Raw genomic sequence first — 19,647 nt, 5'->3', positions numbered from 1 at the left:
CCTTTTTCAATTCCTTGAAGGCGAACACTGCGGTGGTGTTGGACACCAGCCAGCGCACGGATGCTTCCGTCGCCCCGGCGATCTTCAGCGAAGGAGCCGATGTCATGGCCGGCGGCCTGGGTAACGACATTTTTATGGTCGACGACGCGGGTGATGTGGTGACCGAATTGGCTGGCGAAGGCACGGACACCGTGCAGAGCTATCTGGCCAGCTACACCTTGACGGCCAATGTCGAAAGCCTAATCTTGCTGGGCAGTCTGAGCGCCGGCGGTACGGGCAACGTCCAGGCCAATGTGCTGGCCGGCAATGCCGGCAACAACACTCTGGCGGGTGGCGCGGGTGGCGATACTTATCAAGCCTACCGCGGCATGGGGCAGGACCGCATTGCGGAAAACGATGCCACGCAAGGCAACACAGACATACTGTCCTTTGGCGCCGGCATCACCAACAACCAGTTGTGGTTCCGTCACACGGGCAATGATCTGGAAGTCAGCATCATGGGTACGGCCGACAAGGCCACAGTGCAGAGCTGGTACCTGGGCAGTCAATACCGTGTCGAGCAGATCAAGGTCAGCGACGGAAAAGTGCTGCTGGACACCCAGGTCGAAGCCCTGGTGCAGGCCATGGCCTCATTTGCACCGCCTGCGATGGGCCAGACGAGTTTGACGGCAACGCAACAAACGCTGCTTGCGCCTACGCTGGCAGCCAACTGGCACTAACCTTTGCATTGGCCGGGCAAGGTTACCCGGCCGCCCTCCCTACAGATTCAGATACGGGATACTCGTCTTCATGAGTCCACAGACGTGAAAGGACCAAGCGCCATGCCGACGCTCTCATACAGTCTCCAGCAATCATTCAAGCCGCTGGCCTTCATGTGCCTGGCCTTGTTGCTGACCCCCAACATCGTGACGGTCGCATGCCTGCATCTGCTTTCTCGATTCGACCTCACGGTGACCTTGACGCGTTTTCTTGACTTCGGTACATCGCCCGAGATGATGGTTGCGGGCTTGCTGGCCGTAACGATAGGCATGGCGGTCTGTCTGGTCATCGCCGCACTGAGCGGGAAAAGGCCAACGCTGGCCGACATGATCGCCATTGGGCTCTCCCAGGCGTTCGCATTTTTCCTGGCGACTGCTGCCTTGCTTCACAACCCGCAAGAGGAATTTTGCAAAGCCGACCCCGTCGGCTCGGCACTTGCGAAGGCTTTTGAGCTTGAAAGCTGCAGCCTGACCACGGGTTTCTGGATGCAGGCCGGTGTCGGCGGTCTGGTGGCGGTGGCTCTTTTTGTGCTGGTTCTGCGAATAGGCCGTGTGGCTATCAAGGCCGTTTCCAATTGACCTGGAAGCGCGCCATGGGTGAAACTCCTGTGGGCAGAGCCGGGCGGCAAGGAATGATGCCCCATTGAGCTTGAAATGCGATAGCTTTTCGGGATGGCGTGAAGACCAAAAAGAGGGGGCAGCATGAAGTTTGAAGTTCTTCGAAGCCGGATTTCCTCCGTCAACATTGCCCTTGCACTCCTGCTGTTTGCGCATGCCGCATCATCAATCGCGAAGCCCAACGAGAAGGCCGCGGGCAGTCCGGCGGCTGAGGCCTCTGCCAAGCCCGTTTGCATCTTCTCCGAAGCCGCCCAACAAAAAGCGCGAAAGCTTGTGGAGCGCACCGACGCGTTCAAAACCGTTCAACGCGAAGCAAAGCAGGCGACGCCAGAGGGTTACGTCGCCTACATAAACGACCCCGGCATCGATCAACCGGCGTTATGGAAAGGCAGATGCCACCAGAGCGTGACGGTCTATGTCGACAGGCTGAACCGTTTTGAACGCCGATTCACCATGTTGGTAGACCTTGGAACAGGCAAGCTGTTTCTGGAAGATATCAACGGCGAGTACCAGGCACTGAGGAAGTCCGCGCCCAAACGGGCCAAACCGGCCGCCCACACTACACCTACAGGTAGTTAAACAACGCAATCTGCTGAATCCGCACAAAGGTCTGCTGGCTGGCCTGCAGCGCGGTCTGGCGCTGGTAGAACTCGGCGATGGCGCTGGCATAGTCCAGGTCCTGCAGGTCTGAGAGGTAGCTTTTGTCGTAGAGGGCGCGGCTGTCGCCGGTGTCGCCCAGGGCGTCGAGTTCCTGCAGGCGGGTGCCGACCGAGGCGCGTACCGTGATCACGTTGTCGTGGGCGTTGGTGATTTTCCGGTTGGCGGTGCTCAGGGCGTTGAGCAGTTTGGACTGCGCGCCTGGGCCGGCGCCGTCGACCGGGGAGCGTAAAGCGGTGATCGCGGCGCTGATGGTGGCGAAGACGTCGGTGCCGGCGTTTTTCGCGGCGGAGGCATGGAAGCTGTCGCCGGCCGCGGGGGCGCCGGTGATGCTGAGCTGCAGGCCGCCGAACTGGATGGGGCTGCCCGCGGTGAAAGCGGTCGAAGGCACGATGGACACCGGCGGCACGGTGTTGGTGTCGACCTGGTAGGTGGTCGGCGTGGTGAAGGTGATCACAAAGTCCTTGCCGTAGTTCGCATCGGCAATATCGACCACCGAGGTCGCGCCGAACACGCCGCTGCCGGTGTTGCCGGCCTGCGCAACGCTGACGTACCCCGCCCCGCCCTGCACGCTCTGGAAGATGCTGCGGCCGTCGTCGCTGCCGGGCATCTGGCGCGACACGTCGACCTGCATCAGGCGCTGGCCCTGGTCGCCGGCGTAGAGGATGCTGCCGTCGGGCTGCTTCACGAAGGGCGGGCTGCCGCTCTTGAAGCCGGCAAACAGGAACTGGCCGTTGCCGTCGTCGGTATTGGCCAGGCCCTGCAACTGGTCGAAAGCGCTTTGCAGCGTGGTGGCCAGGGTGCCGCGGTCAGCGTCGGTCATGGTGCCGTTGCCGGCCTCGACCAGCAGGCTTTTGATGTTCTGCAGCACGGTGGTCACGCTTTGCAAGGAATTCTCTTCCAGCGAGAGCATCTGCTCGGCCTGCTTGCGGCTGGTGGCGTACTGGGAGTTCAGCGCGATGGACTGCGAGACCGCCAGCGCGCGCGTGGCGCCCAGCGGGTCATCCGAGGGCGCGAGGATTTTGGTCATGGCGCCGATCTGCTGCTGCACGCGCAGCAGGCTGCTTTGCTGCGAGCCCATGGCGGTCTGGCTTTGTTCGTAGAAAGACTGGGTGCTGATACGCATCATGAACTCCTGGTGGCGCTGGTGGGCTGCTTGTCTTGCTTGTGCTGTGCTCGTAAGTGAGCGCTTAGTGGCTGATGCCCAGCACGGCGTCAAACATCGTTGATGCTGTCTGTATGACCTTGGCATTGGCTTGGTACATCTGCTGGAACATCAGCAGGTTGGCAGTTTCCTCGTCCTGGTTGACGCCCGAGACCGACTGCTGGGCGCCGCGTATCTGCGTGGCCAGGCTGGTCTGCGCGGTGCCGGCGATCTGGATCTGCCTGGCCTTGTTGCCGACGCTGCTGACCAGCTGGGCATAGGAATCGTTGAAGCTGGCCGTGCCGTTGCCCATGGTCTTCTTGTTCTGCAACGCGCCCAGCAGCAGGGCATTGCCGCCGTCCGAGATGCCGCCGGTGTTCTTGTCCACCGTGAAGGTGTCGCCGTTGGAAGGCGTGCCGCTGATGGTCAGGCTGATGCCGTTGAAGCTGATGGTCGCGCCCGGCGTGTAGTTGACGGAGGCGCCGGGCACATAAGGGCTCGCCGGGTCGGGTGTGCCGTCGGCGCGCGTCACGGTGACGGTGGCGCCAGCCGGGAAACCCGACAGCTGGTTGGTGGTGCCGTCGTAAGTGAGCGTCACCTTCGCGGCCAGCGGCGTGCCGGGGTAGGCCGCGTCGACCTTGCCGGCGCTGATCTTGCCGCTGCCCTGGTTGGTCGCCGTGTTGCCGGTCACGATGGGCGAGGCTGCCGCGATTTTGGCCGGGTCGGTCACCAGCACGTTGAGGTCGCGCGCGCCGCTGCGTGTCGGCTGGATCAGGAAGGAGTCGCCGGGCGCGCCGGCGCCGCTGCCCAGCGTGAGCGTGACGCCGTCAAAGGTCGTGGTGTTGGCGGGCGCGGCGCCCGGGAAACCCGCGGTCATGGGGATGACCTGGTTGTCCGAAAGGCGGGTCAGCGTGTAGCTGGGGCCGGCGCCCACGTCGAGGCGGTAGTCGCTGGTGGTCAGCTGGTTGCTGTCCGAGAACGAAGGCGTCATCACCAGGTTGCCGGTGTTGCGGCTGTTCGCCACCAGGCTGGGGCTGGCCTGCGAGAAAAAGTTGCCGCCCAGCGCGCCGTTCAAATCGACGCCGAGCTTGTGCTGGGCGTTGAAGGCGTCCGACAGCGCAATCGCCATGCGGCCCAGCGCGTTCTGCGCGGGCGCCAGGGTTTCGTTGCGGAACTGCAGCAGGCCCCCCAGCATGCCGGCGCTGCTGAGCATGCCGTCGGGCAGCTCCACGGCGCGGCCGGCCGCGTTCACCGCCGCGACGGCGATGCGGCTGGGGTCGGCGGCGGAGCGCACGGCCTCGAGTTTGGTGGCGCTGTCGCCCAGCACCAGGGTCTGGCCGTTGCCGATGGTGATGTTGTACTGGCCGCCGTCCTGCACCACCAGCTTGGTGCCGACCAGCAGGCCCAGCTGGTTGACCAGCAGGTCGCGCTGGTCCAGCAGGTCGTTGGGGGCCTGGCCGCCCGAGGCGTTGCTGAACATCGCCACCTGCTTGTTGAGGCTGGCGATCTGCTCGGCATAGGTGTTGATCTGCGCCACGGTGCCGGAGATCTGGTCGTTGGTGGTGCTGTTCAGGCCTGTCAGGTACTGGTCCATGGAGCGGAACTGGTTGGCCGTGGCCTGCGCGGAGCTGATCAGCTGCTGGCGCGCGGCCGGGTCGGCCGGCGTGTTGGCGACAGCCTGGATGTTGGTGAACAGCGACTGCAGCTGGGGTGCCAGGCCGGCCTTCTGGTTGGCCAGCAGGTTGTCGATCTGGCTGATCTGCGTGTAGTAGGTCGTCAGCGACTGGTTCAGCGACTGCGCCTGGTTGAGCTGCGAGGACAGGTAGGCGTCGTAGCTGCGCGTCACGTCGGCCACCTTGGCGCCGCTACCGAAGAAACCGACGCTGGCGCGGTAGGTGCCACCGGCCGAAGCGATCTGCGCCGACTGCCGGCTATAGCCCGGCGTGTTGACGTTGGCGGTGTTGTGGCCGGTGGTCACCAGCGCGGCCTGGGCGGCGTTGAGGCCGCTGAGCCCGGTGTAGAACATGTTATTGGACATAAATCGGGTCTTTCACGGCGGCGGGTTGCGCCTGGGGAATGCGGGTGACGCCCACAGGCTGTCTATATATAGAGGGATAACGGCCGGGCTCTGGGTTAACTTGAGGGTGAACTCAGTTGCATCACAGATTTTTTGTAGAAGGGGAGGAATACATTTATCCGCAGATTTCGCAGATTTACGCAGATTGAAGACAAGATTTTTTGCATTCAAGGCTTCACTCTTATTGCCATACGCGACCATGTGACTTTTCATCAGATTCTCTTCATCTGTGTAAATCTGCGTAATCTGCGGATATAAATTTCTGCGTATCCGCGGATCAAGATTTCATCCGAAGATGACGCGAATTTAAGCAGGTTGAAAACGGAGACAGCTGCAAAGCAGTCACAACAACCAGAAGGTTTTTCTGATTGGCTCCGCCTTACGCGGTTAGCGAACGCTGCCACCTTTTGGCGCGTTCTTCAAATTCGCGCCGGCGATCCTCATCAATCTGCCCGGCCTTGTAGACCGAGTCGCCAATCAGCCCCTTGATTTCCTTGACCGCCGCCGCGCTGCGCTGGGCCAGGTGTTTGACTTCGGCGGCCACGGCGGCAAAACCGCGGCCCTGCTCGCCGGCACGGGCCGCTTCGGCGGCGGCGCTGTGGGCCAGGCTGCGCGTGCGCAGCGCGATGCCGTCGATCACGCCAATGATGTCGGCGATCTTTTCAGCGGGCAGGGGGTCCGGCCTGGCGGCCGCCACGCCGGGGTAGCCCAGCGTGAGAGGCAATTTTTCAACAGTCGATACCGGATGGCTGGTGGTCGCGTGCATGCGCACTCCTTGGAAATCAATGGTGTTGTCTGATGCAAGGCCGTGCCCGCGGCACGCCTCGCCCCTGCTTATCGGCCGGCTTCGGCAAAAACTTGAGCACTTGTTCACGCCGTGCCGGAAATTTTTATGCTGTCGCTACGTGGATGCTCAGAAGGTCTCCCAGCTGCCGCCGGCCGCGCCAGCCGCCAGCGGGGGTGCGATGGCCTGGCGGGCGTGGGGCGGTTGCCTCGGTGTGGCCGCAGGGCGGGCCGGGGTGGTGGGACGGCGCGGCGCGTGCACCTGCCCGTCGCCCTCTTCCAGCTTGAACACGCTGACGGCTTCCGACAGGCCGCTGGCCTGCTCTTGCAAGGAAGAGGCCGCGGCGGCTGCTTCTTCCACCAGGGCCGCGTTCTGCTGCGTGACCTGGTCCATCTGGGTGATGGCCTGGTTGATCTGTTCTATGCCCGAGGTCTGTTCCTGGCTCGCGGCCGTGATCTCGGCCATGATGTCGGTCACGCGTTTGACGCTGTCGACGATCTCGTCCATGGTCTTGCCGGCTTCGGCGACCTGTTTGCTGCCCTCTTCGACCTTGTCGACCGAGTCGCCGATCAGGGTCTTGATTTCCTTGGCCGCTGCGGCACTGCGTTGCGCCAAGTTGCGCACCTCGGCAGCCACCACCGCAAAGCCCCTGCCCTGCTCGCCAGCACGGGCTGCTTCAACCGCCGCGTTCAAAGCCAGGATATTGGTCTGGAAGGCAATGCCGTCAATGACACCAATGATGTCAACAATCTTTCTGGACGAGGCATTGATCGCGCCCATGGTGCCGACCACATCGGCGACCACACTGCCGCCCTTCACGGCCACGCTCGAGGCGGACACGGCCAGCTGATTCGCCTGGCGTGCGTTGTCGGCGTTCTGCTTGACGGTGCCCGTAAGCTCTTCCATCGAAGCCGCCGTTTCTTCCAGCGAGCTGGCCTGCTGCTCGGTGCGAGAGGACAAATCATGGTTGCCGGCCGCAATCTCGCTGCTGGCCGTGGCGATGGTGCCGCTGGCCTGGCGGATCTGGCTGATGACGCGGGCCAGTTCCTGCTGCATCTTGTGGATGGCATACAGCAGGCTTCGGCTGTCGCCCTTGCGCAGTTCCACCTGCACCGTCAGGTCACCCTCGGCCACGCGGTCCACGATGGTCGCGGCATAGGCCGGCTCGCCGCCGATCTGCAGGCCCAGCATGCGCGCCATGGCCACGCCCAGGCCCACGCTGGCGGCGATGCCGCCCAGCGCCAGCGCCATCATGGCCAGCCGGGAGCTTTTGTAGGTGGTGGTGACGTTTTCCATGCTGCCCCTGGCCAGCTGGTCGCTGTGCGCCACCAGGTTTTGCATCACTTCTTCCAGCGCGCGGGATTCCTTGACCAGGCTGGCGCTGTCGTCGGCCACCCGGCCGTCGTACTGCGAGGAGTCCATGGACTGCTTGAGCACCAGCGCCACAAACTCGGTCATCTGCTGCTTGAGGTGCGGCATCTTGCTTTCGTACTGCTGGTACAGCGCCGTGCCTTTTTCATCGCCTTCGAGCAGTGGCTTGACATCAGCCATGCGCGCCTCAATGCCCTGCAGCGCTGACGCGATGTCTTTTTTGCCGGTGTTGCGCTCGCCTATGGACGAGGCGGCCTGCAGCGTCATCTGCGCGCGGCTGGCGTAGAGCAGGTGGATGTTCGCCTCCTGCACGCCCTTGAGCACCTGCACCTCACGGCCGTACAGGCTCTCGGTGGCGGCGCTGATGCGGCCCATGTGGAAAATGCCCAGCCCACCGATGGCAGCGCCTATGGCCGCCACGATGAGGAAACTGCCGACCAGCTTGGTCATGACACGAAGTTGATGAAACCACTGCATATTTTTATTCCTTGTAGGGCCCCTAACGCGGGCGTTGAACTCAGTTAATTCACTTTCACCGGGAGCCGATCACAAAGCCCAGCGAAGCGGTCCTGGCTAGGCGCGCCGCCGCAGACAGTGCTACAGCACGGCAAGGCGGCACAACAACGCCAGGAGGGCTTTTTGATTGGCTCCCTAAAAAGTCTCCCAGTCGTCGCATGCCATGGCGAGCTCCTCTTTTTTCAATGCGGGTTTACGGCCGATGGCCTGCCGGGCCGGCGGCGGTTGCCTCAGCGGAGCGGTGGGCCGCTGCAGGGCAAAGTCATCCTCGAGCTTGAACACGCTGACCGCGTCCGATAGGCCGGCGGCCTGCTCCTGCAAGGAAGAGGCTGCCGCAGCGGCTTCCTCGACCAGCGCCGCGTTCTGCTGCGTGACCTGGTCCATCTGCGTGATGGCCTGGTTGATCTGTTCTATGCCCGAGGTCTGTTCCTGGCTCGCGGCCGTGATCTCGGCCATGATGTCGGTCACACGCTTGACGCTGTCGACAATCTCGTCCATGGTCTTGCCGGCTTCGGCAACCTGTTTGCTGCCCTCTTCGACTTTGTCGACCGAGTCGCCGATCAGGGTCTTGATTTCCTTGGCGGCGGCCGCGCTGCGCTGCGCGAGGTTACGCACCTCGGCGGCCACGACCGCAAAGCCCCTGCCCTGCTCACCGGCACGGGCGGCTTCCACCGCGGCGTTCAGAGCCAGGATGTTGGTCTGGAAAGCAATGCCGTCGATCACGCTGATGATGTCGACGATCTTTTTGGAGGACGCGTTGATCGCACCCATGGTGTCGACCACCCCCGCGACCACACCGCCGCCCTTGACGGCAATGCTGGAGGCCGAGGCCGCCAGCTGGTTGGCCTGGCGGGCGTTGTCGGCGTTCTGCTTGACGGTGGAGGTGATCTGCTCCATCGAGGCCGCCGTCTCCTGGAGCGAGCTGGCCTGCTGCTCGGTGCGGGACGACAAGTCGTGGTTGCCCGCCGCGATCTGGCTGCTGGCCGTCGCGATGGTGTCGGTGCCGCTGCGCACATTGCCGACGATGCCGACCAGGCTGTCGTTCATGTTCTTGAGCGCCTGCATCAGCTGGCCGGTCTCATCCTGGCTGCTCACCACGATGCGGCTGGTCAGGTCGCCGGCGGCCACGGTTTCCGCGACCTTGAGGGCGCGACCCAGCGGCCGGATGATGCCCAGTGTGAGCCACCAGGACAGCAGGCCGCCCAGCGCCAGGGCGGCGGCGGCCATGGCGCCCAGGCTGAGCCGGCTCGAGCGGTAGAGCACATCGATGGCGCTCACGGTCTTGTCGATATTGGCCTTCTGGAAAGACAGCATGGCCTTGATGCTGGCGTCATAGGCTTCCAGCGCCGGCACCAGCTTGTTGTCGACCATTTCCAGCGCCTGTTCGGCCTGGCCCTCGGCCTTGAGTTTGAGCGCCGCGGCGCGTAGGCCGATATAGGCACTGCGTTTGGCCAGGCTGTCTTCGTAGAGCTTTTTTTCCTCAGGCGAGTCCAGCATGGCCAGCAGCTTTCCCGAGGTTTCGGTGATCGCCAGGCTGGTCCTGGAAATCGCTTTCTGGAAGTACTCCTGGTCGCGCGGGTCGCTGGTCTTGACCAGCGCGAAGGTGCGCACGCTGTTGGTGCTGGTCGCCACCAGCCAGTCGGCCGCCAGCCTTTCCTTGACCAGCGCGCGGCTGGCCATGTCGCTGGTGGCGTGGCCCACGCCCTGCAGGCGCCAGATGCCCAGCGCCGCGATGGCGGTGAGGAACAGCAGCACCAGGGCGAAGCCCAGGCCCAAACGTGTTCCGATCTTGAAATTGCGGATGATCATGGATGTCTTTGTGTGGGGGGCTTGTTTGTTTAGGGGGCTGCGTGTGCCTGCCGCCGTTGTCAGGTGTTCATCTGCCGCATGATGCGCACCAGTTTTCCGCCGTACTCGGGATCGGTTGCATACCCGGCGCGCTGCAGGCCATGGGCGGCCTCGGCCGGGTCGCGCGTGGCGACCACGCCGGAATAACGCGGGTTGTTTGAGAGGAATTTCGCGTAGTCGGCGAAGGCTTCGTCATAAGAGCCATAGGCGCGGAAAGCGGCGCGCGTCTTCTGCGGCGCGCCGTTGACAAATTCGGTGGTGGCGCTTTCAGCCACCGGGCCCTTCCAGCTGCGGTCGGCCTTGATGCCGAAGACGTTGAAGCTGCTGCTGCCGTCTTCCATGCGGATCTCGCGCTTGCCCCAGCCGGACTCCAGCGCCGCCTGCGCCATGATCAGCTGCGCGGGCACGCCGCTGGCTTCGCTGGCGCGTTGCGCGGCCGGCAGCAGGCGCGAGACAAAGGCCTCGACATGCGCCTGCGGCAGTGCGCCGCGGCTCAGCGTCGCCTGCGCGGTGGCCTCTTCATAAACCGAGAGATCCACACGGCCGGCGGCGGGCGCATAGGCCTGCGGCATGACGCGTGATTTGGGTGCCACCGCACCGGCCTCACCGGGGAGCACGGGCATCAAAGGCATGGGCAGGCCGCCGGCTTGCGACGCCGTATCTCCGCCCGTCATGCGGCTCAGCTGCGCATACATGGCATCGGCCAGGCCCAGGCCGCGGCCCGAAAGGTTTTGCGCAAGCTGCTGGTCCAGCATGGAGGTGTACATTTTTTCGGACTGGCTGCTGAACAGGCCGTCCGAGGGCGTGGCCTCGCGCATGCTTTTGAGGACCATGTTCATGAACATGACCTCGAACTGCTTGGAGGCCTGCTTCATGCCCTCCTGCGGCGAGCTGCGCGCCGTGCGCCGCAACTCGTCGACGCCCTGGATATCCAGCGACAGGCGCTGGTCGAGGACGCCGGAGGCTGGCGTGTTGAACCCGCTGGTGCCGGCAATGCTGGTGCCACTCATCAGATGATCTCGAGTTCGGCGCGCAACGCGCCCACAGCCTTCATGGCCTGCAGGATGGACACCAGGTCCTGCGGGTTGGCGCCCAGGGCGTTGAGGCCCTTGATCACGTCGGCCAGCGACGCGCCGCCCTTGACGACCTGCAGCGCACCGCCACCCTGGCTCAGCTCGATCTGCGAACGCTGGGTGGCGACCGTGTTGCCGCCCGAGAAAGGGCCGGGCTGGCTGATCACCGGTTCGGTGTTGATCACCACCGACAGGCTGCCGTGCGCCACCGCGCAGTCGTTGATGCGCACCGTCTGGTTCATCACCACCGAGCCGGTGCGTGCGTTGATCACCACCTTGGCCACGGCCTGCGAGGGGTTGACGTCAAGGTCCTCGATGCGGGCCAGGAAGCCGACGCGCTCCTCGGGCCGGGCCGGCGCGCTGACCTGGATCACGCGGGCGTCCAGCGCCTGCGCGGTGCCGGGGCCGAAGCTGCGGTTGATCGCGTCCACGGCTTTCTGCGCGGTGCCGAAATCGGTCTTGTTGAGCTCAATCATCAGCGTGCCGTCGCCGCCCAGCGGCGATTCCACCGCGCGCTCCACGATCGCGCCGGCCGGGATGCGGCCCGAGCTCAGCTGGTTGACCTTGACCTGGCTGCCGCTGGCCGAGGCGCCCGCGCCGCCGACCACCATATTGCCCTGGGCCAGCGCATAGACCTGGCCGTCCGCGCCCTTGAGCGGCGTCATCAAGAGGGTGCCGCCGCGCAGGCTCTTGGCATTGCCCAGCGAGGACACGGTGATGTCGATGGCCTGGCCGGGGCGCGCAAACGGCGGCAGCACGGCCGTCACCATCACGGCGGCCACGTTCTTGAGCTGCATATTGGTGCCGGGCGGCACCGTCACGCCGAGCTGGCCCAGCATGTTGTTGAGGCTCTGCGTGGTAAACGGCGTCTGCATGGTCTGGTCGCCGCTGCCGTCCAGGCCCACCATGAGGCCGTAGCCGATCAGCGGGTTGTCGCGCACGCCCTGGATGCTGGCGAGGTCCTTGATGCGTTCGGCCTGTGCGGACTGCACAGCCAGGAAGGCCAGGGCCGGCAGCAGCAGGCACAGCTTCAGTGCCAGGCTTCCCAGGGAAAGAAATTTCGGTGTGGCGTGCGTCATGGTTGAACAGGGTCGGAACGGGGTCAGAAGGGCAAGACGTTGAGGAAAACGCGCTGCAACCAGCCCATGGTCTGCGCTTCGTCGATGTAACCCTTGGCGCTGTACTCGATGCGCGCGTCGGCCACCTGGCTGGAAGGCACGGCGTTGTTGGCGCCCACGGTGCGCGGATTGACCACGCCGGAGAAGCGTATGTATTCCGTGCCCTGGTTGATCAGCATCTGCTTTTCGCCGCTGACCAGCAGGTTACCGTTGGCCAGCACTTCCACCACCGTGACCGTGATCACGCCGTTGAAAGTGTTCCTGGAATTGGCGCCGCCCTTGGCGCTCATGACGTTCTTGCCGCTGGCGTCGGCGTTCTGGTCGCTGGAGATCAGGCCGCTGATCAGCTTGGGGACCACGCCCAGGATGGACGTCGCGCTGCCGGTGCGGCTGGCGTCGGCGGCGGAGTTCTTGCTGGCATTGATGTTCTCGCTGACCACGATGGTCAGGATGTCGCCGACGTAGCGCGGGCGCCGGTCTTCAAACAAGGCCTGCGTGCCGAAGCCGGTGCGGTAGATCGAGCCGTTGGCGGGCCCGGCCTGGCGCGGCTGCGCCTCGGCGCGCGCCGTCATGGGCTGCTGCACGATGGGCTCGCGCGGCACCTGGGCGCAGCCGCCCAGCAGCAGCCCGACGGCGGCCAGCGCAGGGCCGCAGGCGTTCGCAACCGGGCCACGCATCACAGCTGCGCCAGGCGCGCGAGCATCTGGTCGGAGGTCTGCACCGCTTTGCTGTTGATTTCGTAGGCGCGCTGGGTCTGGATCATGTTGACCAGTTCTTCCACCACGTTCACGTTCGACGACTCGACATAACCCTGGTTCAGCACGCCGGCGCCGTTCTGGCCGGGCGCGGTCTGGTTAGCGCCGCCCGAGGCGTCGGTTTCGACGTAGAGGTTCTCGCCCTTGCTCTCCAGGCCCGCAGGGTTCATGAAGGTCGCGAGCTGGATCTGGCCGATCTGCACGTTCGCGCTGCTGCCGCCTTGGGTGATCGAGACCGTGCCGTCGCGGCCTATGGTCATGCCGGTGGTGTCCTGTGGCAGTGTGATGGCCGGCTGCAGCGGGTAGCCGTTGGCCGTCACGAGCTGGCCGTTCTGGTCGGGCTGGAAGGAGCCGTCGCGCGTGTAGGCATTGGTGCCGTCCGGCATCAGCACCTGGAAGAAGCCGCCGCCGTTGATGGAGACGTCGCGCGGGTTGTCGGTCTTGGTCGGGTTGCCCTGGGTGTGGATGCGCTCGGTCGCGACCACGCGCGCGCCGGTGCCGATCTGCAGGCCAGACGGCATGCGCGTCTGGTCCGAAGTCTGGCCGCCGCTCTGGCGCAGGTTCTGGTACAGCAGGTCTTCAAACACCGCGCGGCTGCGCTTGAAACCCGTGGTGCCCACGTTGGCCAGGTTGTTGGACACGACGTCGAGCTGGGTCTGCTGCGCATCCAGGCCGGTCTTGGCGATCCAGAGGGAACGAATCATGGAAAACTCCTGCGGAGGTAAAGGGGTGGTGAAGGGTGGGAGGGCGAATGCCGGGTCAGCTGTTGCCCAGCAGCTTGTTGGCCTGCTGGTCGTTGCCCTCGGCGGTCTGCAGCGTCTTCATCTGCATCTCGAAGCGCCGCGCGTTGGAAATCATCTGCACCATGGCCTCGACCGGGTTCACGTTGCTGCCCTCGAGCGCGCCGGTCTGCAGGCGCACGTCCGGGTCGGCCTGCGGCGCCGGCCGGCCCGGCTGCATGCGGAACAGGCCGTCGTCGCCGCGCACCAGGTCGGCGGCGGCCGGGTTGACCAGCTTCAGGCGGCCGACTTCGGCGGCGCCCACGGCCGGGTCGCCCGCGCCTATGGCCGTGAGCACGCCGTCGCCGCCCACCACGAGCGAGGAGCCGGGCGGCACCACCAGCGGGCCGGCGTCACCCATCAGCGGGCGCCCGCCCTGCGTGCTGACCTGGCCTTCGGCGCCCACCTGCAGGCTGCCCAGGCGCGTGTAGGCTTCGCCGCCGTCGGGCAGCTGCACCGTGAGCCAGCCGTCGCCGCGCACCGCGACGTCCAGCGGGCGGCCGGTCTGCATCAGCGGGCCGGCGCTCATGTCGGCGCCGGGCGTGGTCGCCACCACCATGGAGCGGGTGCCCATCTCCTCGCCGACGACCGGCACCGCGCGAAAGCTGTTGATCTGCGCGCGAAAGCCGGGCGTGGACACGTTGGCCATGTTGTGCGCCACCGAGGCCTGCTGCTCCAGCGCCTGCTTGGCGCCGGCCAGGCCGATATAAATCATCCGGTCCATGCTGTCCTTCGTTTTCTTTTTGGATATGCCTTGCTAAGGCATCAGCGCATGTTCACCAGGGTCTGCATGACCTGGTCCTGCGTCTTCACCGTCTGCGCGTTGGCCTGGTAGGTGCGCTGCGCGATGATCAGGTTCACCAGTTCGGCGGTCAGGTCCACGTTGGAGGCCTCGACCGCGCCGGACGCCAGCGCGCCCAGCTTGGTGCCGCTGCCGGGCGAGCCGGTCAGGGGCTGGCCCGATTCGGCGGTCTCGGCCCAGACGTTGTCGCCCTTGGGCTGCAGGCCGTTGGGATTCACGAAGGACGAGAGCACGACCTGGCCCAGGGTCTGGGTCTGCTCGTTGGAATACTTGCCGGTGATGGTGCCGTCCTCATTGATCGCGAAGGCGGTCAGCTGGCCGGAGGTGAAGCCGTCCTGCGTGAGTTTTTTCGGGTCGTTGACGTTGCCGAACTGGGTCGACTTGGTCAGGTCCATCGTGAAGCTCATCGCGTTGGAGCCGTTGGCGAAATTCAGGCCGGCGAAATTGATCTTGCCACCCACCAGCGTCGTCGGCGCGCCGGCGACCAGGTTGCCGTTGCCGTCGAAGCTCAAGGTGCCGGTGGCCAGCGGCGCGCTGTTGGCGACGACGGGCGGGCCGGCCGGCGTGGGCGCGGCGAGCATGGCGCCCGCCGCGTTCAGCGGGTAGCCGTCGGCCGTGGCGTAGACGCTCCAGGCGTTGGGGCCGGTCTTCACGAAGAAGGTCGCCACCTCATGGGAGTTGCCCAGCGAGTCGTAGACCTTGACCGGGTTGGAATAGCTGTAGGTGGACGAGTTGTTGGCGTCGAAAGGCGTGGCGACGGGAACCGTGCTGCGCGAATCGAGGTTGTACTGCGACACGATGCTTTGTGTGGCCTTGGGCGCCATGGCCGCGGTGGGCAGCTGCAGCGGGCCCGGGGTTCCGCCGGCCACCGTGCCGTTGGCCGAGAGCTGGTAGCCGGTCAGGCGCAGGCCGCCCGCGTTGACGATGAAGCCGTCTGCGTCCTGATCGAACTGGCCGTTGCGCGAATACATGATCTCCCCGCTGGGGCTGGCCATGCGGAAGAAACCGTCGCCGTTGACGATGGCGACGTCCAGCCCGCGTGTGCTGCTCTGCACCGCGCCCGCGCTGAAGTTCTGCACTACGGCGGCGACCCGCGTGCCCAGGCCGACGCGGGAGCCCGCGTAGACATCGGAGAACAGCGTGTTACCCGACTTGAAACCCACCGTGCCGGAGTTGGCGATGTTGTTGCCGATGACGTCGAGATTGCTGGCGGAGGCGTTCAGGCCACTCACCCCTTGTGCGAAACCCATGGTGTTTCCTTTTTGTTCGGTTGATTGCTTGCTTGATTGCTTGCTTGATTGCTTGCGGGCGGTTGAAGGTAAAAGTCAAAGGGGCGGCTGCGCCCGGATCAAAAAAAATCGGTGGCAGGAATCCAGAAAAAATCAGAGCACCTGGCGGACTTCGTCCAGCCCGGCCTTGCGGCCCGCGCCCAGGTCCAGCGAGGCGCCGCCGTAGACCTGCGCGACGCTCGCCACCTTGGCGTAGGTCAGCGCCAGGGACTGCACGTCTTCCTTGCCGGCCTTGGCCGTCACGCTGAGGGTGTAGGCGCCGTCCGGCGCGGCGGCGCCGGTGCCGGTCTTGCCGTCCCAGTCGACCATCTTCACGCCGGGCGGCAACGCGCCCAGGTCGAAAGTGCGCACGGTCTCGCCGGCGGCGTTCTTCACGCTGACGGTCACCGAGTCGGCGGCGCCGGCCAGGTCGATGCCGAACTTCTCCGGGACGCCGTCCTTGAGCGCCACGTCCTTGCCAGGAACCAGCACGGTGCGGCCGATCAGCGCGGCCGACTGCAGCACCTGGCTGGAGCCGCTTTGCGCGAGCAGCGATTGCACCGCGCCGTTGAGTTTTTCGATGCCGCTGACGGTGCTCATCTGCGCGAGCTGCGAGGTCAGCTGGGCGTTATCCAGCGGGTTCAGCGGGTCCTGGTTGTTCAGCTGCGTGACCAGCAGCTTGAGGAAGCGCTGCTCGCTGTCTGCGGCGGAGCCCTGCTGGGATGTCAGCTTGTTCAGCGCGTTGGCGGCGTCGGATGCGGCGGGGGCGTTCACGGCCATCAATCTTCTCCTGTGTGTGGAATGCGGTGCGTGGCGCTTACTGGCCGACGGTCAGGGTCTTGAGCATCAGCGTCTTGGCGGTGTTGAGCACCTCGACGTTGGCCTGGTAGGAACGCGAGGCCGAGATCATGTTGACCATCTCCTCCACCGGGTTCACGTTGGGCATGGACACATAACCTTCCGCATTGGCCGCGGGATTCTTCGGGTCGTGCACCATGCGAAAGGGGGACTGGTCCTCGATCACGCGCGAGACGCGCACGCCGCCTATCGCATCGCCTGGCACGGGCATGGTCTCGAACACCACCTGGCGCGCCCGGTAGGGCTGGCCGTCGGGGCCGGCGACGCTGTCGGCATTGGCCATGTTGCTGGCCGCCACGTTCATGCGCTGGGATTGCGCCGTCATGGCGGAACCGGCGATCGCGAAGATGCCGCTGGAGCTGTTGAAATCCGCCATGGCTTTGACCTTTTTCTTGTGTGTGAGTGAGAGGGAGCGGCTTACTGGGCCGCCGCCAGCAGCGACTTGATCTTGGCGTCCAGCAGCGTGAGGTTGGCTTCGTAGCGCATGGCGTTGTCGGCGAAGTTGACACGCTCCATGTCCATCTCTACCGTGTTGCCGTCGATGCTGGACTGCGCGGGCGTGCGGTACAGCAGCTCGCCCTCGCCGGAGGCATGCGCCTCGCCGGGCAGATGGCGCGCCGAGGTGGTCGACATCGTCATCGACATGGACTGGCGGCCGCGCTCCACCGCCTCCGTGAGGCGGCTGCTGAAGTCGAAGTCGCGCGCCTTGTAGTTGGGCGTGTCCGCGTTCGCGATGTTGGCCGACAGCACTTCCTGCCGCCGCGCCCTGAGGCTCAGCGCCTCCTGGTGGAAGCGCAGTGCCGAATCCAGTTTGTCCATCATGTCCGTTTCTCCGTCGTTGCGGCGCACGCATCAAGCGCGGTGCCGCCTTTGAGCAAAATTGTAGGAAGGCCCCGCTTTCGCAATCTGCGGAACAGACGGCGTTTCATCGCCCAATTCAGAGCTTCCGGCGTATCGCAGAGGCATGCATTCCAAGTTACGCATTGCACTCCCGATGGGTGTTTTTCAATCGCATGAACAACAGGTGGATTGCCGCGCACTTCAAGCCTTGGGCAGCGCTGCCGATTCCTAGAATCAAGGCAAGCCATTCAAAGACCTCACCAAGATGCCCGTGCCCACCACACTGCCGACACGGTTCGCGACCTGCCTCGCCCTGGTGCTCGCAAGCCTTGCCGCATTCAGCCTGCCGGCGCAGGCCGCGGGCCCGCACCCGGCGCCCCTGGCCGGCGACGCGCGCCCCGTGATCGAGAACTTCTTGCAGCAGCAGGCCGCGGGCCTGCCGGGCCGCGTGGTGATCACCATAGACACGCCGATGTCCGGCGCGCTACCGCCCTGCGATGCGCTCGAGCCCTTTCTGCCCGGCGGCGCGCGGCTCTGGGGCCGGGTGTCGGTCGGCGTGCGCTGCAGTGCGGGCCAGCCCTGGACACGTTATGTGCCGGCTTACGTCGCCGTGCACGGCAATTACTACGTCGCGGCCAGGCCCCTCAGCGCGGGGCAAGTGCTCACGCCGGCCGACGCCGCCGTGCGCGAAGGCGACCTCACGGCCCTGCCGCGCGGCGTGGTCGTGGAGGCCGCCCAGTTCGACGGCGTCACGGCCCTGAACAGCATCGCCTCGGGCGCGCCGCTGCGGCGTGAATCGCTGCGCGCCGCCATCGCGGTGCAGCAGGGCCAGAACGTGCGCCTGCGCACGCGCGGCGCCGGTTTTACCGTCAGCACCGAAGGCAAGGCCATGGCCAGCGCGGCGGCCGGGGCCCTGGTCCAGGTCAAGACGGCCGGCGGCCAGCTGGTCAGCGGCATCGCCCTGGCCGACGGCACGGTGGAACGGGTCCACTGAATTTCCGCTGTTTTTTTCAAATGAACCCTAAAGTTTTCATCCGGGCGGCCGTTAGACCGGTCAGATCCCCCTGAGGAATACCCCATGAACATCCAGAAAACCTTCACATTCCTCAAGAATGTGGCCGACAGCGTCGCTCCCGCCTCCACCCGTGAAAGCCGGCCCGCCCCGGAAACGCAGGCTTCGGCCGCCCTGGCGCGCCCGGCCACGCCGGCGCCGCAGCTGTCCACCCATTCGGACTTCGATGCCGCCCGCGTGGCGCGGATCCGCGAGGAAATCAGCGCCGGCCGCTACCAGGTCAACACCGGCAAAATCGCCGACGGCCTGCTGGCCACCGTGCGCGACCTGCTGGCTGAAGAGAAAAAATGAGCGGCGCCCTGCTCAACCTGCTGCACCGGGAGCATGCCGCGACAGGCCTGTTCCTTGAACTGCTGGTGCAGGAAGCCCAGGCCATGACCGAAGGCGCGTTCGCCGAACTGCCCGGGCTGGCCGAGCGCAAGTCCCACCTGGCCGACCAGATCACCCTGATAGGGCGGCGGCGCGAGGCGCAGCAGCTGGCCCTGGGTTACGGCCCCGGGCGCAGCGGCGCCGATGCCGCGGCGGCCGCCGGCGATGCCGCGCTCAAAAGCGCCTGGCAGCAGGTGCTGGCGCGCGCGGCCGAAGCCCATGCACTGAATCACCGCAACGGCGTGATGGTCCACACCCACCTGGACTTCACGCGCCAGACCCTGAATTTCCTCAAGGCCGGCGGCCAGCCGCTGTATGGGCCGGATGGGACGCACCAGTCGGGTGGTAGTGGCAACCGGCTCGCGGTCGGCTGAACCGCTATTGCTTCATCCCCGCTGGGGAAGGGATAAGCCGGTCTTGCTCCGGCGGGGCGCTCTCCTCTGAGGGTTGCTGGCCGGGTTGCCGGCAGCAAGTAACTTTCTTTTGCTTCGCCAAAAGAAAGTCACCAAAGAAAAGGCGACCCGCAGTCTGGGTCCCTACGCTTCGCTTCGGGCAACCTGCGGTGCTCGAGCCAAGCGGGGTCCGGCTAAACTCGCCTTCGGCTCAAACAACGCCGGCCCTGATCCGCTTGTCTCTGCGCTCCTCGGCCCAGCCAGGACGGGGCAATCGGGAGCGGGGACAAGACAGAAAGACAAAGAAGATAAATACCAACAAGGACTCGCCGTGGCGAGTCCTTGTTTCTTAGGTATTGGTATTCCTTCCCCACCCCTTGTGGATGCGCCGAGGAGCGGAGGTTCAGGCGGATCAGGGATCGCGTTGTTTGAGCCGAAGGCGAGTTTAGCGAGACCCCGCCTGAACCGAGCACCGCAGGTTGCCCGTAGCGAAGCGCAGGGACGCAGCAACCAGGGTCGCCTTTTCTTTTGCTTACTTTTCTTTTGGC

19 protein-coding genes and 1 pseudogene are annotated in these 19,647 nt (G+C 65.1%); 6 read left to right on the top strand and 14 right to left on the bottom strand.

Going from position 1 to position 19,647, the window contains the following annotated elements; genetic code table 11:
* Positions 1-104 precede the first annotated feature (104 nt).
* The 3 genes from AC1D1F_RS23985 to AC1D1F_RS23975 all read left to right on the top strand — a co-directional run bounded on the left by AC1D1F_RS23985 (position 105) and on the right by AC1D1F_RS23975 (position 1,955).
* Complete coding sequence (locus AC1D1F_RS23985) at positions 105-719, top strand: calcium-binding protein (RefSeq protein WP_477678701.1); 615 nt, start codon at positions 105-107, stop codon at positions 717-719.
* A gap of 102 nt (positions 720-821) precedes the next feature.
* Positions 822-1,337 (top strand): hypothetical protein, encoded by a 516-nt coding sequence (locus tag AC1D1F_RS23980; protein ID WP_477696767.1) that lies wholly within the window; start codon positions 822-824, stop codon positions 1,335-1,337.
* Between the two features lie 123 nt (positions 1,338-1,460).
* Entirely contained in the window at positions 1,461-1,955 is a 495-nt protein-coding gene (locus AC1D1F_RS23975) for a hypothetical protein (protein ID WP_477678703.1), read from the top strand.
* On the opposite strand, the gene flgL is transcribed toward AC1D1F_RS23975, so the two are convergent.
* The 14 genes and pseudogenes from flgL to flgB all read right to left on the bottom strand — a co-directional run bounded on the left by flgL (position 1,942) and on the right by flgB (position 17,248).
* On the bottom strand, positions 1,942-3,159 hold the full coding sequence (gene flgL / locus AC1D1F_RS23970; RefSeq protein ID WP_477696768.1) for a flagellar hook-associated protein FlgL: 1,218 nt from the start codon (positions 3,157-3,159) through the stop codon (positions 1,942-1,944). The two genes, AC1D1F_RS23975 and flgL, sit on opposite strands and share 14 nt — an antisense overlap.
* A 64-nt stretch (positions 3,160-3,223) precedes the next feature.
* Positions 3,224-5,215, bottom strand: a complete 1,992-nt coding sequence (flgK, locus tag AC1D1F_RS23965; protein ID WP_477696769.1) for a flagellar hook-associated protein FlgK — start codon at positions 5,213-5,215, stop codon at positions 3,224-3,226.
* A gap of 496 nt (positions 5,216-5,711) precedes the next feature.
* Positions 5,712-5,921, bottom strand: a pseudogene (locus AC1D1F_RS23960) (methyl-accepting chemotaxis protein); the annotation flags it as partial.
* Positions 5,922-6,167: 246 nt separating this feature from the next.
* Positions 6,168-7,886 carry a methyl-accepting chemotaxis protein gene (locus tag AC1D1F_RS23955; protein ID WP_477696770.1) on the bottom strand — a complete coding sequence of 573 codons (1,719 nt, stop codon included), beginning with the start codon at positions 7,884-7,886 and terminating at the stop codon, positions 6,168-6,170.
* A 174-nt stretch (positions 7,887-8,060) separates the two neighbouring features.
* Positions 8,061-9,734, bottom strand: a complete 1,674-nt coding sequence (locus AC1D1F_RS23950; protein ID WP_477696771.1) for a methyl-accepting chemotaxis protein — start codon at positions 9,732-9,734, stop codon at positions 8,061-8,063.
* A gap of 59 nt (positions 9,735-9,793) precedes the next feature.
* Positions 9,794-10,783, bottom strand: coding sequence for a flagellar assembly peptidoglycan hydrolase FlgJ (gene flgJ, locus AC1D1F_RS23945; protein WP_477696772.1), 990 nt, complete (start codon positions 10,781-10,783; stop codon positions 9,794-9,796).
* Positions 10,783-11,925: a flagellar basal body P-ring protein FlgI gene (locus AC1D1F_RS23940; protein ID WP_477677039.1), complete on the bottom strand. Its 1,143-nt coding sequence runs from the start codon at positions 11,923-11,925 to the stop codon at positions 10,783-10,785. Before AC1D1F_RS23940 ends, flgJ begins: the two co-directional genes overlap by 1 nt.
* Before the next feature lie 23 nt (positions 11,926-11,948).
* Entirely contained in the window at positions 11,949-12,641 is a 693-nt protein-coding gene (locus tag AC1D1F_RS23935; protein ID WP_477677038.1) for a flagellar basal body L-ring protein FlgH, read from the bottom strand.
* Positions 12,641-13,423, bottom strand: coding sequence for a flagellar basal-body rod protein FlgG (gene flgG / locus AC1D1F_RS23930; RefSeq protein WP_436157631.1), 783 nt, complete (start codon positions 13,421-13,423; stop codon positions 12,641-12,643). The genes AC1D1F_RS23935 and flgG overlap by 1 nt, the downstream gene beginning before the upstream one ends.
* Before the next feature lie 55 nt (positions 13,424-13,478).
* A complete protein-coding gene (locus AC1D1F_RS23925) occupies positions 13,479-14,222 on the bottom strand; it encodes a flagellar basal body rod protein FlgF (protein ID WP_477677037.1) in 744 nt (247 codons plus the stop codon).
* A gap of 41 nt (positions 14,223-14,263) precedes the next feature.
* A complete protein-coding gene (flgE, locus tag AC1D1F_RS23920) occupies positions 14,264-15,550 on the bottom strand; it encodes a flagellar hook protein FlgE (RefSeq protein WP_477696773.1) in 1,287 nt (428 codons plus the stop codon).
* A 132-nt stretch (positions 15,551-15,682) separates the two neighbouring features.
* On the bottom strand, positions 15,683-16,348 hold the full coding sequence (locus AC1D1F_RS23915; RefSeq protein ID WP_477652258.1) for a flagellar hook assembly protein FlgD: 666 nt from the start codon (positions 16,346-16,348) through the stop codon (positions 15,683-15,685).
* Between the two features lie 37 nt (positions 16,349-16,385).
* Positions 16,386-16,802 carry a flagellar basal body rod protein FlgC gene (gene flgC, locus AC1D1F_RS23910; protein ID WP_477678885.1) on the bottom strand — a complete coding sequence of 139 codons (417 nt, stop codon included), beginning with the start codon at positions 16,800-16,802 and terminating at the stop codon, positions 16,386-16,388.
* Between the two features lie 41 nt (positions 16,803-16,843).
* Entirely contained in the window at positions 16,844-17,248 is a 405-nt protein-coding gene (gene flgB, locus AC1D1F_RS23905) for a flagellar basal body rod protein FlgB (protein WP_477696774.1), read from the bottom strand.
* A 289-nt stretch (positions 17,249-17,537) separates the two neighbouring features.
* On the opposite strand from flgB, the gene flgA reads away from it, so the two are divergent.
* From flgA to AC1D1F_RS23890, 3 genes are all read left to right on the top strand, one after another.
* Positions 17,538-18,260, top strand: coding sequence for a flagellar basal body P-ring formation chaperone FlgA (flgA, locus tag AC1D1F_RS23900; protein ID WP_477678883.1), 723 nt, complete (start codon positions 17,538-17,540; stop codon positions 18,258-18,260).
* Positions 18,261-18,344: 84 nt separating this feature from the next.
* Positions 18,345-18,629, top strand: coding sequence for a flagellar biosynthesis anti-sigma factor FlgM (gene flgM, locus AC1D1F_RS23895; RefSeq protein WP_477696775.1), 285 nt, complete (start codon positions 18,345-18,347; stop codon positions 18,627-18,629).
* Positions 18,626-19,081 (top strand): flagella synthesis protein FlgN, encoded by a 456-nt coding sequence (locus tag AC1D1F_RS23890; RefSeq protein ID WP_477678882.1) that lies wholly within the window; start codon positions 18,626-18,628, stop codon positions 19,079-19,081. Before flgM ends, AC1D1F_RS23890 begins: the two co-directional genes overlap by 4 nt.
* The last annotated feature ends 566 nt before the right edge of the window (positions 19,082-19,647 follow it).

The organism is Polaromonas sp. P1_H6, assembly GCF_056405195.1.
The sequence above is the reverse complement of the archived record's forward strand: the minus strand, read 5'-3'. Positions and strand labels throughout refer to the sequence as shown.